We start from the raw sequence: 14,704 nt of genomic DNA, 5'->3' as shown, positions 1-14,704 counted from the left end.
ACGCGCGCAGCACGTTTTGTGTTTTTTACTGACCTGCCGACTTCTACTTACCGAACAGGAAAACCATCGTTCCCGAGGCATCCGCAGGGCCTGCCGTGGTCATGCGCAACTGCGCATCGGCGCCCAGCTGGTGCATCCATGCTTCATAGGCCCCCTCGAGGAAAGCGCCGGCCCAAGCCACGTTCTCCGCGCCGAATACGACCTTGAGCGGCGCGTGGTAATGCGTGAGCACCAGCCAGTCCTGAGCCTCGCGTATCTCGACCTGCCCCCAGTCCAGCTCGCCCCAAACCTGATTCATGGCGTCGCGCATCGCGGCCACGGTGAGCGCCTCGGCAAGCGCATATTGACGGGCGAACTGGCCGCCAGCAGCACGCATGAGCTGGGTCAGAAACCTGGGCGTCAGGTTCTGCGTCAACTCTTGCGTGAGGAACGACACGAACGGACGCCATTGCGGTGCTGGCATGGAATTCATCACATATTCATGCGCCCGGAAAGAAGGCGCATAGGGTCAACAAAACTTGCGCAAGCAACCTCATCACCATCCGGGCGGTGACCGGCGTTAAGCGCAGGCAATTCTTGCTGGTGATTCCGGAAGAACGTCGGATCAACTGAGACGCGCGGCGGATTATACGTATTATTCCCGCCGTGTTTATTTTTTAATTGGCCTGCATCATTGAATTTGTCACGCCTGCGCGACAGATCAAATACGAAAACGTTTGCGCATAAAATGGGGCACGTAAGACTTAAGGCCGCTCGCATGGCACGGGCGTTTTTGCGCCCGCCACGGTGCACGAGATAATGTTGTCGTGCTGCTGTTCGTTTCGATTTGCCCGAATTTGAAACCTGAATTCAGTCGTTGTCATTTTTATTTAGCGCGTGTATAGCCCACCGCGATTCGCGAAATGTACGTGCCGTGTGTAATTTTGCGAAATATTTCAGCTGCAAACGTTTGCAGCGCGTTTGCGCGGCTGGATGGCTGCCGCAGCAATCCCGGCGCCAGCGAACGCGCACGCGGCCGACACAACGGCGACAGCGCGCAGCGCATCGATCAGGGCGTCCGCTTCTGCACGCGCCATCAGCATCTCGTGCTGCCCATGGGCGCCGCGCGATGGCATTCCCCCTCGCGCGTCAGGCTCCAGCAACTGCCTCGTCTCACGCGCGTCGTGCGGCACGTGCAACGCGTCGAGCCGCGCCGATAGCGCCGCGTGATGCGACCACACGAACACGATGCCAAGCACCGCAACCGCCAGCAGGCTCGCCACGCGCGCAACGGCATTGTTGATGCCCGAGGCGACGCCAGTGCGCTCGTTCGACACCGAGCCCATGACGGTAGTAGTGAGCGGCGCGACGGTAATCGTCATGCCGAGCCCAAGCACCGCGAGCGCCGGGAAAAATCCGGTCCAGTAGCCGCCGCGCACGAATGGCAATGCCAGGAGCGCGAAGCCGATTCCGGCGACGCCCGGCCCCACGGTCAGCAACGCGCGTGAGCCGAAACGGCTCGTCAATCCGCCGGTGAAGCGCGATAGCAAGCCGATGATCACAGGCACCGGCAGCAGCGCCGCGCCCGCTTCGGTCGCGGTGTAGCCATGTGCGCGGATCAGCGTGAACGGCAGGAAGAAGAATGCGCCGCCGAGCCCGAAGTAAAGCAGCAGGGTAACGAGATTCGCGCCGGTGAAATCGCGTGAGCGGAACACGTCGAGCGGCATCATGGGGCTGGCGCTGTGTGCTTCGATCACGACGAATGCGGCGAGCACGAGCACGCCAACACCTATCGCGCCCAATACGAGCGGATGCTGGAAGCCTCGCGCCGACGCCTCGGTCAGCCCGAACGTGAGTGCACCGAGGCCTCCTGCCGCGGCCAGCGAGCCGGGCCAGTCGAGCTGCCGAGGCGCATCGAGCCGGTGGCTGTTGGGCACCGACGATACGGCGAGCGCGATCGTTATCGCGGCGAGCGGGACATTCAGGAAAAAGATCGCGCGCCACGAAAGCGCGTCGACGAGCCAGCCGCCCGCCACGGGCCCCACCGCCGACGTGATCGCGCCCACGCCCGCCCAGGTGCCGATTGCCCGTCCGCGCGCGGCGTCGTCGAACACCGCGCCGATGATCGCGAGACTGCTGGGGACGAGCAGTGCCGCGCCTATGCCTTGCACCGCGCGCGCGGCGATCAGTGCGCCCGCATTCGGCGCCAGTCCGCAAGCAGCCGACGCCAGCGTGAAAAGCGCAATGCCCGCGATAAACACCGTGCGGCGGCCAAGCTTGTCCCCCATCGAGCCGCCGACCAGCACGAGGGACCCGAGAAAGAGCAGATACGCGTTGACGACCCATTGCATCGCCGCAACGCTCGCAGCGAGTTCGCCCTGAATGGACGGCAGGGCGACATTGACGACCGAGCCGTCGATGAACGCCATGCTCGAACCCAGAATCGTCGCCGCGAGCGCGAGACGTTTGCGCTGGCACGGACGGTCGACTGTGGTGGGCTGCGTGCGGATCACGAGCTTGTCGCACGGGCTCGCCTGCGCAGCGACGACGTGCACGCCCTTCGGCTCGCTTTCAACAAGATCCGGGTTGGCCAAGTTCGCTCCCTTGTGGATCGAGGGTGACTAGAGTCTGTTGATGCCGGGCTCGCCAGTCAACCCGGGAGAGCACATACCTGCGCGCCGCGGATCACCGCGCGAACGCAATCCGCATCAGGCTGGTATACATCGACCTGATGGCCACAGCGCCGCGCCGTCCCTCATTTCGCCACACGCTTGTGCGCGCCCGCGCGATTGGCCTGGATCCTTCATGACGCGCCCTTACTCGTCCCGCATGCCGCGTTGCCCGCAGGTGGCCCGTGTGTTGGCCCAGTTTTCGGTCATTCTCGTCGCCGCGCTGCTGTCCGGTTGCGCGATGGTGCGCGTGAACTCGCTCGGCCCGCAGCAGTACTTTGCCATGCGCCGCGGAGATATTCTCTCGACCGGCCAGTTGAGTACGGCGACACAAGCCACGTTGCGCGTTGCGGCCCTGGACGAAAGTGCATGCCGGAACGCACCGCAAGCGTGTATCGACACGATCGCAACCGTGGGCGGGCTCAATACCGACCAGCGTCTCGCCAGCCTGGCCGAGTTATCGCTCCAGATGGCGCTTGCGCAAACGCCGCCTGCCGGCAACCCCTGGGGCGACGCGCAATTCGATTCGTGGCTCAAGACCGCGCGATACGCGTACGCCTTTCTGTTCCTCGGTCAACGCACGGCTGGCGAGCGCGCATTCGAGGACCGCCAGACACAGGTTCGCGACTACTACAACTATGCGGTCCAGGAACTCGCCGGCGCGCTGTTCCTGCGTGGCGCGCATGAAACGAACACCCGCAACCGCGATCCGAAAAAACAGTTCATAGCAGGCTGGACCATCCGCATCGACCTGAGAGAAGTCCGGCTGCCCGAGGGCGTACGCGAACTCAGCGAAGTCATTCCGGCCGCGGGGCTGTCATTCGCGGGACTGCGTAACACCTATCGCCGCGACGGCCTGGGCGCGGAACTGGTCGCCGTCACGCAACCCGCGGCGCCCGACCCGGCCAGCGAGACGAACAACAGCGACGAAAACAGCACAACAAGCAGCGCGCCAACGGCCGAAGGCAACGGGAATTCGAACGAGGCCGCCACTATCTGGCTCGCCCCCGGCGCGCGTCCGTTCAACGAAATGCCTTCGCCGAGCGTCACCGCACTGCTGTCGTTTGGCGATGGCACGCTAGAGCAAGTGCTCGATTCGCACGACGTGGTCTTTTCCGCCTACGATCCGTATCGCGTAGAGAGCGTAGAGCTGAACGGCCAGACCGTGCCGCTCGCCGCCAACTTCAGTGCGGGCTACGGCATCTGGCTCGCCCGCTCGGGCTTTGCCAGGCAGTCCTTGCGTTCTCTGCTCGGCCGCACGCGGGGCATCGACCGTCCGCGCATTTACATGATGCAGCCCTTCGACCCGGACCGGCGCATCGTTCTGATGCTGCACGGACTAGCGAGCAGTCCCGAGGCGTGGGTCAACGTCGCCAACGACATTCAGGGCGACGAAATCCTTCGCGAGCATTTCCAGGTCTGGCAGGTCTACTACCCGACCAACGTGCCCATTCTTGTGAATCTCGCGAGAATACGCCAGGCGGTGCAACTGACACTCGCGCATTTCGATCCCGCAGGCGTGCTGCCCGCCTCGAACGGCATGGTGCTGATCGGGCACAGCATGGGCGGCGTGCTTGCCCGGCTGCTCGTCTCGTCGTCCGACGATGTGCTCTGGGTCACCGTGCAGAACAACTACCTGCCCGAAGGCATCGACATCGTTCGCGAGGATGAGCGGCTCAACCGTTTGCTGCGCTTTACGCCAATGCCACAGGTCGAGCGCGCGATCTTCATCGCCACGCCACACCGCGGCACGCCGTTCGCAAGCAATCGCCTTTCTCGCTGGGTTGCAAACCTGGTGCGTTTGCCGCTTGCGCTGTTAAAGGAGCTTGACGAGATGCTGCAGAGCGCGACCAACGCGGATAGCACCCACAGGGCGGGAGAGACCATCGCGGTTCCCAACAGCATTGAGCAGTTGCGGGACACCAATCCCATCATTCAGTCGACCTCACGACTGGCGATCAGCCCAAACGTGTGCTTTCACTCGATTATTGCGAGACGCCGCGAGACGGGCCCGCTCGAGGATTCCGACGATGGGGTCGTCCCTTATCGCAGCGCGCACCTCGACGGCGCGCTCTCCGAAAAGGTGATCGTTTCGGGACATAGCGTTCAGGAAACCCCTGAGGCGATTTTTGAAATCCGCCGCATTCTGCACGAGGATATCGAGGTGTTTGATAACGATGGCGCTTGCGCGCATTTACGCGCCAATTGAACCAGCCAAGCCCTTGTCCGCCGCCATGCGTTTTCGCGCGCTCATAAAGGGCCCGGTCGGCTCGCGCGCCGGTGCGAAACGGTCGAAGCCCACGGGCCCCGGCATGTCGACATAAACCGCTTCCATGCCCTGCCGGCTATAGCTTTCATGCCAGAAGCCCGCACCGCCGCTGTCGCGCAGGAACTCGCCCCACCAACGCGAATGCGGCGCGCTGCGCGTGAAAGCTTCGAGGCTTTCGAGGTCACGCCAATACTGGCGGATCCCCACGTGGTTCAGTGCGAACAGGAACTGCTCGCTCGAGAGCAGTCCGGCAGGCGGGTTCAACTGGATTTGCCGCAAGCCTTTACCGATGCCGAACAAGGTGGCGATGCCGCGCAGCCGCCGCACGCGAAAACCCAGGAGGATGACCACGAGATTCGGATAGGCGCTGAGATCGACGGACCTGCGGGTAACGGAGGCTTGCATGATGGCTCCCGGCTGCTTACGCTGTAAGCATAGTCCTCGATGATTACAGTGTAAACAGCCATGAGCGATTCGATAGCGTCCCTGCGTGACCGGCTGGTTGACTGCGCGTTGGCCCTGCTCGAACAGGGCGAGAGCGACGTCAGCCTGCGTGCCGTTGCGCGGGCAGCCGGTGTTTCGGCCATGGCGCCTTATCGCCATTTCGAGGACAAGGCCGCGCTGATGGGCGCCGTCGCGCTAAAGGGCTTTGCCATGCTGGAAACAGACGCCGCGCGCGCGGATCAAGCGGACAACGCGCACGAAGCGCTCACGGCGCAGGGCCTGGCCTACGTTGCCTTCGCCCGCGCGCATCCTGCGCTGTTCCGGCTGATGTTCGCAGATGGCGCCGGACTCGCGCTGCCCCACGGTGACTGCCGGGGCGCCTACGCACTGATGGCGCGTCGGGTGGCGGAACTGGCGCCGGATTGGGCCGAGGCCGGAGCACTTGCCTGCTGGGGTCTGGTTCACGGCCTCGCGACGCTGGCGCTCGACGGACGCATTCCGGCCAATGCCGCCGGTGAGCGACTGGCAATCGCCCTGCTGACGCATGCGCTGGAGGTAGCGACGCCCGCCCTGACCCGTTGCTGATGCAGCATCCATAGCACGCGCATTCCCGCTCGCGCGTACGATGGCCAGCAACGCGATGACGACGAGAGAAGAGCCATGGCGACCGAGCAATCCCCGAGCGGCATGCAACAGTCAGGCCCCAAAGTCGCGCTCGCGCTGCAGGGCGGAGGCTCGCACGGCGCGTTCACGTGGGGCGTGCTCGATCGACTGCTCGAAGCGACATCGCAGGGAACGCCACTCAACGTCGCGGCGATCAGCGGCGCGAGCGCGGGCGGCATCAATGCGGCGCTGTGCGCAGCGGGCCTCGCCACCGGCGGCGCAGCGAGGGCGCGCGAGATGCTTCGCACCTTCTGGGAAGCGGTGTCGCGCGCCGGCACGCTGGCCGGCAATGCCCTCTTCGGCTTTTCCGAGCCTGGGCCGTTCGGCGGCTGGAATATCGACTGGAGTCCCGGCGCCATTTTCACGGAGGTCGTGGGGCTCGTCGCCTCGCCTTACAACAATCCCTTTTATCGCGATCCGCTCGGCCCGTTGATCCACTCCACCCTTTCGAAAACGGCTCTCTCCACGCTCAACACAACGCGCGGCGCCCCGCAGCTTTTCATTTGCGCGACCAATGTACGAACCAACGAGCGCGCCATCTTCACGCAGCCCGACATTTCCGTCGAGGTGCTGCGCGCCTCCGCGTGCCTGCCGAGCGAATTCCGTACCGTGGAGGTCAACGGCGTGCCGTACTGGGATGGCGGCTATCTGGGCAATCCGCCTTTGGCGCCGCTGATCGGCCACGCGCAGGACCTCATCCTGATTCTCGTGAATCCGTTCATGCGCCACGACATGCCGCCGAAAAACGCGCGCGGCATTCTGGAGCGGCTCAACGAAATCGGTTTCAACGCTTCCGTCGTGCTGGAGATCAACGCGATCGAAGCGGTCAACCGCGTTCTCGACTCGGTTGGCGAGGAAGCCGCAAGCAAAAGCCGCTACAAGACCGTCCGCTTCCATCTGATTCGCGACGACGATTTTCTCGCGAAGTTCGGCTTCGTCTCCAAGAGCAGTACGTCCTGGTCGTTGCTCAAGACGCTGTTCGAGCGCGGACGCGAGGTGGCGGACGGATGGCTCGAGCATGACTACGCGAATCTCGGACAGACGTCTTCGCTTGACGTAAAGGACGCGTTGCTCGATCCAACGCTCAAGCAAGGCAACGCGCCGCACTCGCAGTGACGCTCGCTCGAACGGCGGCCCAATAGCGTACAGTGACGCTTCGCGCACGGTGGCCCAGGAATCGACCTGGACTCGGCCTTGAGGGAGCAGATCGATGCCGTTCGAATATATCGATGTCGAAACAGCAGTCCAGCGGGACGGATTGCGCATGGTCGTGGTCGGCGGCGTTCCTAGCCCCTGGAGCGAGGCGGCCAAGGGCATCCTGCATATCAAGGGTATCGAGTGGGCCGCCGTGCGACTCGCCTACGACAGCGAGACCCTGAAACAGTGGACCGGGGAGTTGAGCGCGCCCGTGCTCATGGTTGGGCAGGAGCGGCCGCGCCGCGGTTGGGCGGATATTCTTCTGCTCGCGGAGCGGCTGGTGCCCACGCCTTCGTTGCTGCCGGACGACCCCGCGGAGCGCGCTCTGGCTTTCGGCCTCGCGCATGAACTGTGCGGCGAGTGCGGTTTGGGATGGTCGCGCCGTTTGCAGCTGATTCATGCAGGTTTGCACAATAGCGGCGGCTTCCCCGAGCGGGTCGCGAAATATCTGGGCAAGAAATATGGGTACAGCCAGGAAACCGGCGCGGCGGCGACCGGGCGCGTAACCGCCGTGCTGGGAACGCTGGCCGCGCGTCTGAAGGCGCAGCGGGCGGCGGGGTCCTCGTATTACATCGGCAAAACCGTGACCGCGGTCGATGTTTACAGTGCCAGTGTTGTCGGACTTTTCCGCCCGCTACCGGATGACCTGTGTCCGATGGACGCGAGCGTGCGGGCCGCATTCGAAATGCGCGACCCCGAGACCGACGCGGCGCTGGATCCCATTTTGCTTGAACATCGCGATCTGATGTACGCGCGGCATCTTGCGCTGCCGCTTTCGCTGTAGATGAATTGACGCCACGTGAGCCTGAATTTCGTCCTTAAGATGGAGCAAAAATAGATGGACACCGAGTTCGCCAAACTCCCCGTCTACTTCTATGGCTACGACGACATAGAAGCGTTTTGCCTGTCCAAAAGAGACCCACTGATTAACGAAAACGTGGGTTTGATACTCGGCATCTTGCGAGGCGGCGCGATACCCGCCCTGATGCTTTCGCAGATGTTGGGCCTGCCCGTGGACTTTGTTCATTACGATCGGCGCGAAGCTAGGGCCGAGATAAAAAACAAGAAAGCGCTCGATCTTGTCGACGCCTGCATCAAGGAAGGCAAGAGAATCCTGCTGGTGGACGACGTTGCCGGCGTGGGATATACGTTGACCAATTGCCGCGATTATTTGCTTTCCCTTGTTAAAGACGAGTCTTCGATCAGGGTGCTGACACTGGTGCACCACGCAAACAGCAGAGCGCAAGCGGACCACTACAAAGACTGTTCTTCAGTGCACGCGGTTTTGCCATGGGAGCGCTATGTCACCAGCCACGAGTGCCTCGATGATTTCGCGAAGGCGCAAGCGGCACTGCTGGACGATCAACGGTATAAAAAAACATTGGCCATCGACGACGCTAACTACCCATTGAACCTGAAGCAGGAATGGAGAGTCGATTGCCGCCTGGCATTCAACGGTGACTATCATTCGATCGTGCATGCCATTCGTGCAGTTGGTCCCGAGGAAATCTATTGCAACAACGAGTCTCTGATCAGCGCCATATTGAGCGAATGCCCGTTCTCCATCATCTATAAAACCATTCATGGCAGACGATACAGAATAAGCGCGTTTGATTGACGATCGAGTCGGCACTCACCGCGCCGACGCGTACCCGCACGTTGTAAGCAAACCAGTCGCTCACCACACGACCTCATGGTCAAGCGCCCAGCGCTACGTGAGTTACCTCAAGTGTTTGCGCCGCTTGTGTTCGCCAGATCACATACGCGTCCCACTATCCGGCCTTTAATTTCCTCATATGTGTTCGAAAGCGCATCTGCAAAGCGCCAGCCGTTAGCGCTTCACGTTCGCCCGGTTCCAGCACCGCTTCGGTAGCAGCCGGCGGGCGGGCTTGCGCGCATGCCAGGGCTCGCCGCCGCAGTTCGAACACGCCACGGTCTCGCGTTCTGCGCCTGTCTGTCCTGCCACTGCGACAAGTGCTGCGCCGTTCATCGTCCAGAGAACAGGAGTGAATGATGCCGGGCCTCCTCTCGTTCCTTGTCAGGACCCTACTGCGGCCCGCCTGCACACGCGCCAGGGCGGCAACGCCCCCGCCCGCGCCGTCCTGGCAATTGCCCACGGACTTCTCCCGCCGCGAGCACGCGCAGGTCGAGCGACACCGGCATGCGGTCGGCCTTTCCGCGTTGCCTCATGCCACCGATGCCTGCGGCCTGGCCATCTCGGGCGGCGGCATACGAAGCGCCGTATTTTCGTTAGGTATCCTTCAGGCGATGGCGGACAAGGGTACGCTCAAGCATTTCGACTATCTATCCACGGTATCCGGCGGCAGCTACATCGGCGCATTCTATGGCAGTCTTTTCGTTCCGGACGAACTGCGCGCCGGAAACCTGCAGCTTGAAAAGTCGGCTTATATCGACCAAGCCAAAAGCGCGTCGGGCAAACTATGCCCGGACGCGCAGCCTGACGCTGCGAACGCGGTCACGCCCATCGCCTATTTGCGCGACAACTGCAACTATCTCGTGCCGAACGGCTTGAAGGACTACCTTCAATATCTCGTGTTCTCGATGAGAAACTGGTTCGCCGTGCAGTACGTAATCGGCGTATCGCTCCTGACTATCCTCCTTGCGTTTGGCCTGCTGGACTTCGCCGCGCACGGCCTCGCGGAGCAGCTCCTCGGGCCGCCCTCGCCAGCATCGAACGTCTGGTGGTTCTACGTACTTTCGCCGCACCCGGCGACCTGGTTGACGCACCCATCGATGGCCACAGCCGGTCTAAAGCAATTGCAGCTGGTTTCGCCGGAAGTGTGCTGGTCTCCGCTGCTCTCGTCCGTACCCGACGTCTGGTGTTCGCCGCTGATCGTGGGCGACCCCTGGTGGGCGCCGCTGCAGTCGGCCGTGCCCGACATCTGGTGGGCCCGCTCGCTGTTGCCCGCGTCCATTGCCGTCTTCATCGCCGCATTTGTTTTCTCTCCGCTCAGTCGCGCCTACTGGCTGACCCAGAACCTCGCGCAGAAAACGGGTTTCGTCGGCAAGTGGCTGCCATTCATCTCGCTCTTCGTGGTCACCGCGTTGGCCGTCAGTACGATCGTCATCTTCAACCACGGATCGTCAAAGCCGATCGCAACCCTCCTTCTCGGCCAGCTCAAGCATCCATCCGGCAAGCTTCTCGCTGCGATATTCGTCATAAGCACCGGCGTGCTCGGCACCCTGTATCTCATCATTGCATGGCTGTATGTCGGCAAGCGCGGCAGCGGCTCCGGCAAATCGTGGTTCCGCGGGTCGACGCCCTCCTCTTCGCCGCGCTCGGACAGCCGAGCCTTCGTCGACCGCTTGCGCAATGCGCTTACGAACGCGTTCACAACACCGCTTCGCCTCTGTGGACATCGTGTCGGCGCCGGTCCAATTCAGATCGTGCTCTGGTTGCTGCTTCTCGCACTCGTCGACGCGCTCGGCGGCCTCACATACGAAGCCACTCGCCATGTGTCCATGAACTTCCTTAGCGCGACGAACTCCGGCCCGCTTGGCGCGCTGGCCGGCATCGGGGCGGTGCTATGGAGTCTCGCGCGGTTCCTGTTAGCGCAAGGCGACAACATCGTTGGCGGTCTGGCCAAGATTCCGCGCCTCGTTCTCGCTTCGGTCGCCGCTATCTTCGCCGCGCTCGCGACGCTGGCGTTCTGGTCCGCCGTGGCCCTTTCGATCTCGATGGTCATATGGCGGCATTACGGCAACGGGCACGACTACGCCACGCGCATGGCGATCCTGTGCGTCGCCTTTCTCATGCTCGCGATCGTCGATGGCCTGTGCATTCAGTTCCTGAACCTCTCGACTTATCAGCGGCTCTATAGCACACGGCTCACCCGCGCTTTCCTGGGCGCAACGAATGCCGAGCGGTTGCGCACGCCCGCCATGCGCGATGTGACCAATCTCGTAGCCGGCGACAGCATCACGATGGGAGAATATTTCCACTCACGCAGCCATGCACCGGTACATCTCATCAACGCGACGATCAACAAGACGATCGACTGGGACTCGTCGCTGGTGCAGCGCGGCGCGCGGGGGCTCGCCTTCAGTATCGGACCAGCGGGCATGACCGTGGGCGCGAGGCTCGGCGTGCTCGAGTGCGAATGGGAAAGCGCGAACGATATTTCGACGCCGGCGTGTTACGTGCGCGGCGACTTGCGCACGCGTGACATCTGGCTCGAATCGATGACGCTCGGAGACTGGGTCGCCATTTCCGGTGCGGCGGTGAGCACCGGGCTCGGCCAGAATACGCACGTCGGCTACTCGCTGCTGCTTGGCGTGGCCAATATCCGCCTGGGCTATTGGTGGGACACGTATTCGAAGCCGTTCCGGTTCGGTGCGGTGAACTTCGAGCGCAAGCGTGTACCGATACCCGATGCGAATCTCCCTCACCGTTTTCTCTCCGAGAAGCTCTTCGGCACGCAGTTCTGCCTCATGGACGAACTGATGGGCGAATTCGACGGACCTCGTGGCCGGCGCTGGTATCTCACCGACGGCGGTCATTTCGAAAACACCGGCGCCTATGAATTGCTACGGCGTAAGCTGAAATTCATCGTGCTGATCGACAATGGCTACGATCCGAAATATCGGTTCGGCGATATCGCGAACCTGATTCGCCGCGCGCGCGTCGATTTCGGCGCCGAAATTCGCGAGCCGGCCACGCGGCTCCCGCTCCCGTCGTCATTGCGCCTGAATCCGGCCCATATCGCACTGTCGATCGGGGAATTCAGGAAGAAGCGCAAGTTTCTCGCGCTCCAGTTCGCGGTCAAGTTCGCCGACGCAAGCGATGGGCAGATACTGGTCATCAAGCCTCGCGTCACGTCTGCCGCGCCGCCCGACGTGCGGGAGTATCGCAAGCAGAACCGCACGTTTCCGAACGAGACCACGGCGAACCAGTTTTTCGATGACATCCAGTGGGAATCGCATCGCGAGTTGGGCTACTCGCAGATGCGCAATCTAATGCAGTAAGCGGCACGCTTTTGAAGCGCTTTTATCCCGGAAGCGATTCTATGCCCGCTTTATCGATTCGAGCCCCGCAGTGATCTGCCATTGCCCCGCGAATGCGCGGCAACAAAGAAGAAGCTCAACGCGAAAATGGAGGTACACATGCCGACTATCCCCTACGATCCGTCGCTCAACGCGCTCAACTCACCGGGACTCAGGCCAACGGTGTTCACCGCCGGTGTCAACTATGACATCGACGGACTGTGTGCCGAATTCGCCCGCCTTGCCTACATACGCTACGAGAATGGCGCCGCTGAACGCCAACAGCTCGACCAAGCGCTCGCTCTGGTCGGTTTTCAAGGCGCTGTCACCTTCAACTTTACAGGGGATGACGTGCACGGATTTGGCGCCGTGAGGCAAGCCGACGGCCTCGCCATCCTCGCCTTCCGCGGAACGGACCCGCAGTCGATTAGCGATATCGCGGATGATCTGAAATTCAACTTGACGGACTGGCCGGAAAGCGCTGGCCAGGTTCACGCTGGATTTGCGAGCGCTGCCCGCGGCTTGCGCAACGCAGTGGAGAACTGGTTGCAGGAGACCGGGCCGACTCGATCGCAACTCATATTGACGGGCCATAGCCTTGGTGCGGCCATCGCGACGCTCTTCGCCAGCCTATGCAAGCCAAGCGCCCTCGTGACGATCGGCTCGCCGCGAGTGGGCAACGCGGCGTTCGTCGCAACACTCAACGGGTTGCACATCACGCGCTATGTCGACTGCTGCGATCTCATCACCGATTTGCCGCCGCCCACGCTTAGCGGATACGTCCACGCGGGAGCGTCGAACTACATCACGCGCGAGGGCGAGCTTGCGCCGCACGCAGACGACGCCTTCGTGCAAGCGGACCGAAGCGCCGCGCGCGACGACTATCTGCTCAATTGCGCGTGGCGCATCGGTAACGTCGTGGTGCGCGACCTCGCAGATCACGCCCCGATCAACTACGTGAGAAGTCTGGTGCCTTGAAGCGACGCATCGCCGTCAGGACGCATCGCCCTCGCGATGCACCGGTTGCGTTTCCTTCAAGCTCTTCGCAAGCCGCGACGCCTGCAGATAGCCGGGATTCGCCGGCCGCTTCAGGTAGCGCCCGGCGCCGCGCCGCGCACGCAGATCGCCGTTCGCCCACACGAGCTCGCCTTGCGAGACCGTGTGCGTGGGCACGCCGCGCACCGTCATGCCTTCGAAGACGTTGAAGTCGACGTTTTGATGATGCGTCTTCACCGAGATCGTACGCGTGGCCTCCGGGTCCCACACGACCAGATCGGCGTCTGCGCCAACGGCCACCGTGCCCTTGCGCGGGTACAGGTTGAATATCTGCGCGGCGTTCGTGGAGGTCACCCGCACGAACTCGTTTGGTGTAAGCCGTCCCGTGTTCACGCCCTGATCCCACAGCACCGCCATGCGATCTTCCACGCCACCGCATCCGTTCGGAATCCTTGTGAAGTCGTTGCGGCCCATTGCCTTTTGCGAAGCGCAGAACACGCAGTGGTCGGTGGCCGTGGTATGCAGCAACCCGCCCTGAAGGCCGCGCCAAAGCGCGTCGCGATGCTCTTTCGTACGGAACGGCGGGCTCATGACATGGGCGGCGGCGCGCGTCCAGTCCGGGTCGCGATAGACGGACTCGTCGATCACCAGATGCCCGGCGAGCACTTCGCCGAACACGCGCTGCCCTTCGCTGCGTGCGCGGGCAATGGCTTCGAGCGCGTCTTTCGCCGAGACATGCACGATATACACCGGCACGCCTAGCACCTGCGCAATACGAATGGCGCGATTCGCCGCCTCGCCCTCGACTTCCGGCGGCCTTGAAAGCGGATGCGCCTCCGGCCCCGTGAAGCCGCGCGCAAGCAACTGGCGTTGCAACTGGAAGACGAGTTCGCCGTTCTCGGCATGCACGGTGGGCAACGCGCCCAGTTCCAGCGAACGCGCAAAGCTGTTCACGAGAATCTCGTCGTCGGCCATGATGGCGTTCTTGTATGCCATGAAGTGCTTGAAGCTCGACACGCCGTGTTCGTTCACGAGCAACCCCATGTCGCGATGCACGCTGTCGTCCCACCACGTGACCGCCACGTGAAAGCCGTAGTCGGCGGCGGCCTTTTCGGCCCAGCCGCGCCATTCGCGAAACGCTTCCATGAGCGGCTGCTTCGGGCTCGGAATCACGAAGTCGATGATCGACGTCGTGCCGCCCGCGAGACCGGCCGCCGTGCCCGTGTAGAAGTCGTCGCTAGCCGTCGTGCCCATGAACGGCAGTTCCATATGCGTGTGCGGGTCAATGCCGCCCGGCATCACGTACTGGCCGCCCGCGTCGACCACGGTCGCGCCCGCAGGCGCGTCGAGGTTCTCGCCCACGGCCTGGATCACGCCGTTTTCGCACAGCACGTCCGCGCGCCAGCTCTTGTCCGCATTGACGATGGTGCCGCCTCGAATCAGGATCGCCATGATGCCCTGTCTCCTTCAGTTGAACGATTTC

Annotated in this window: 11 protein-coding genes; 7 read left to right on the top strand and 4 right to left on the bottom strand. The window is 62.7% G+C overall.

The genetic code is table 11. The features are described 5' to 3' along the window. Positions 1 to 43: 43 nt before the first annotated feature. Both bcsD and U5A58_RS24725 read right to left on the bottom strand, forming a co-directional pair. The gene (gene bcsD, locus U5A58_RS24730) at positions 44 to 472 is read right to left on the bottom strand and encodes a cellulose biosynthesis protein BcsD (protein ID WP_321963435.1); all 429 of its coding nucleotides are present in this window, start codon (positions 470 to 472) and stop codon (positions 44 to 46) included. A 463-nt stretch (positions 473 to 935) separates the two neighbouring features. Next, positions 936 to 2,573: an MFS transporter gene (locus U5A58_RS24725; protein WP_321963434.1), complete on the bottom strand. Its 1,638-nt coding sequence runs from the start codon at positions 2,571 to 2,573 to the stop codon at positions 936 to 938. A 211-nt stretch (positions 2,574 to 2,784) separates the two neighbouring features. Here U5A58_RS24725 and U5A58_RS24720 point away from each other — a divergent pair, with 211 nt between their 5' ends. Beyond that, the gene (locus U5A58_RS24720) at positions 2,785 to 4,857 is read left to right on the top strand and encodes an alpha/beta fold hydrolase (RefSeq protein WP_321963433.1); all 2,073 of its coding nucleotides are present in this window, start codon (positions 2,785 to 2,787) and stop codon (positions 4,855 to 4,857) included. Here U5A58_RS24720 and U5A58_RS24715 read toward each other — a convergent pair. Further along, positions 4,843 to 5,322: a monooxygenase family protein gene (locus U5A58_RS24715; RefSeq protein ID WP_321963432.1), complete on the bottom strand. Its 480-nt coding sequence runs from the start codon at positions 5,320 to 5,322 to the stop codon at positions 4,843 to 4,845. The two genes, U5A58_RS24720 and U5A58_RS24715, sit on opposite strands and share 15 nt — an antisense overlap. Positions 5,323 to 5,382: 60 nt before the next feature. Between U5A58_RS24715 and U5A58_RS24710 the strand changes: the two genes are divergently transcribed. The 6 genes from U5A58_RS24710 (at position 5,383) to U5A58_RS24685 (ending at position 13,203) form a co-directional block, all read left to right on the top strand. Next, entirely contained in the window at positions 5,383 to 5,946 is a 564-nt protein-coding gene (locus tag U5A58_RS24710) for a TetR/AcrR family transcriptional regulator (protein ID WP_321963431.1), read from the top strand. A 75-nt stretch (positions 5,947 to 6,021) separates the two neighbouring features. Continuing rightward, the gene (locus U5A58_RS24705) at positions 6,022 to 7,140 is read left to right on the top strand and encodes a patatin-like phospholipase family protein (RefSeq protein WP_321963430.1); all 1,119 of its coding nucleotides are present in this window, start codon (positions 6,022 to 6,024) and stop codon (positions 7,138 to 7,140) included. Positions 7,141 to 7,234: 94 nt separating this feature from the next. Then, a complete protein-coding gene (locus U5A58_RS24700; RefSeq protein WP_321963429.1) occupies positions 7,235 to 8,005 on the top strand; it encodes a hypothetical protein in 771 nt (256 codons plus the stop codon). Positions 8,006 to 8,059: 54 nt separating this feature from the next. Next, complete coding sequence (locus tag U5A58_RS24695) at positions 8,060 to 8,839, top strand: phosphoribosyltransferase (RefSeq protein WP_321963428.1); 780 nt, start codon at positions 8,060 to 8,062, stop codon at positions 8,837 to 8,839. A gap of 392 nt (positions 8,840 to 9,231) precedes the next feature. Next, positions 9,232 to 12,207, top strand: coding sequence for a patatin-like phospholipase family protein (locus tag U5A58_RS24690; protein ID WP_321963427.1), 2,976 nt, complete (start codon positions 9,232 to 9,234; stop codon positions 12,205 to 12,207). Positions 12,208 to 12,345: 138 nt separating this feature from the next. Next, a complete protein-coding gene (locus U5A58_RS24685) occupies positions 12,346 to 13,203 on the top strand; it encodes a lipase family protein (protein ID WP_321963426.1) in 858 nt (285 codons plus the stop codon). 15 nt (positions 13,204 to 13,218) lie between these two features. On the opposite strand, the gene hydA is transcribed toward U5A58_RS24685, so the two are convergent. Beyond that, complete coding sequence (hydA, locus tag U5A58_RS24680) at positions 13,219 to 14,673, bottom strand: dihydropyrimidinase (protein WP_321963425.1); 1,455 nt, start codon at positions 14,671 to 14,673, stop codon at positions 13,219 to 13,221. Positions 14,674 to 14,704: the final 31 nt, after the last annotated feature.

The organism is Paraburkholderia sp. J7 (assembly GCF_905220155.1).
GTDB lineage: Bacteria > Pseudomonadota > Gammaproteobacteria > Burkholderiales > Burkholderiaceae > Paraburkholderia.
The sequence above is the reverse complement of the archived record's forward strand: the minus strand, read 5'-3'. Positions and strand labels throughout refer to the sequence as shown.

Coding starts and splice junctions, on each gene's coding strand:
- bcsD (WP_321963435.1), bottom strand. CDS start 472: ATGAATTCCATGCCAGCACCGCAATGGCGTCCGTTCGTGTCGTTCCTC.
- U5A58_RS24720 (WP_321963433.1), top strand. CDS start 2,785: ATGACGCGCCCTTACTCGTCCCGCATGCCGCGTTGCCCGCAGGTGGCC.
- U5A58_RS24715 (WP_321963432.1), bottom strand. CDS start 5,322: ATGCAAGCCTCCGTTACCCGCAGGTCCGTCGATCTCAGCGCCTATCCG.
- U5A58_RS24710 (WP_321963431.1), top strand. CDS start 5,383: ATGAGCGATTCGATAGCGTCCCTGCGTGACCGGCTGGTTGACTGCGCG.
- U5A58_RS24705 (WP_321963430.1), top strand. CDS start 6,022: ATGGCGACCGAGCAATCCCCGAGCGGCATGCAACAGTCAGGCCCCAAA.
- U5A58_RS24700 (WP_321963429.1), top strand. CDS start 7,235: ATGCCGTTCGAATATATCGATGTCGAAACAGCAGTCCAGCGGGACGGA.
- U5A58_RS24695 (WP_321963428.1), top strand. CDS start 8,060: ATGGACACCGAGTTCGCCAAACTCCCCGTCTACTTCTATGGCTACGAC.
- U5A58_RS24690 (WP_321963427.1), top strand. CDS start 9,232: ATGATGCCGGGCCTCCTCTCGTTCCTTGTCAGGACCCTACTGCGGCCC.
- U5A58_RS24685 (WP_321963426.1), top strand. CDS start 12,346: ATGCCGACTATCCCCTACGATCCGTCGCTCAACGCGCTCAACTCACCG.
- hydA (WP_321963425.1), bottom strand. CDS start 14,673: ATGGCGATCCTGATTCGAGGCGGCACCATCGTCAATGCGGACAAGAGC.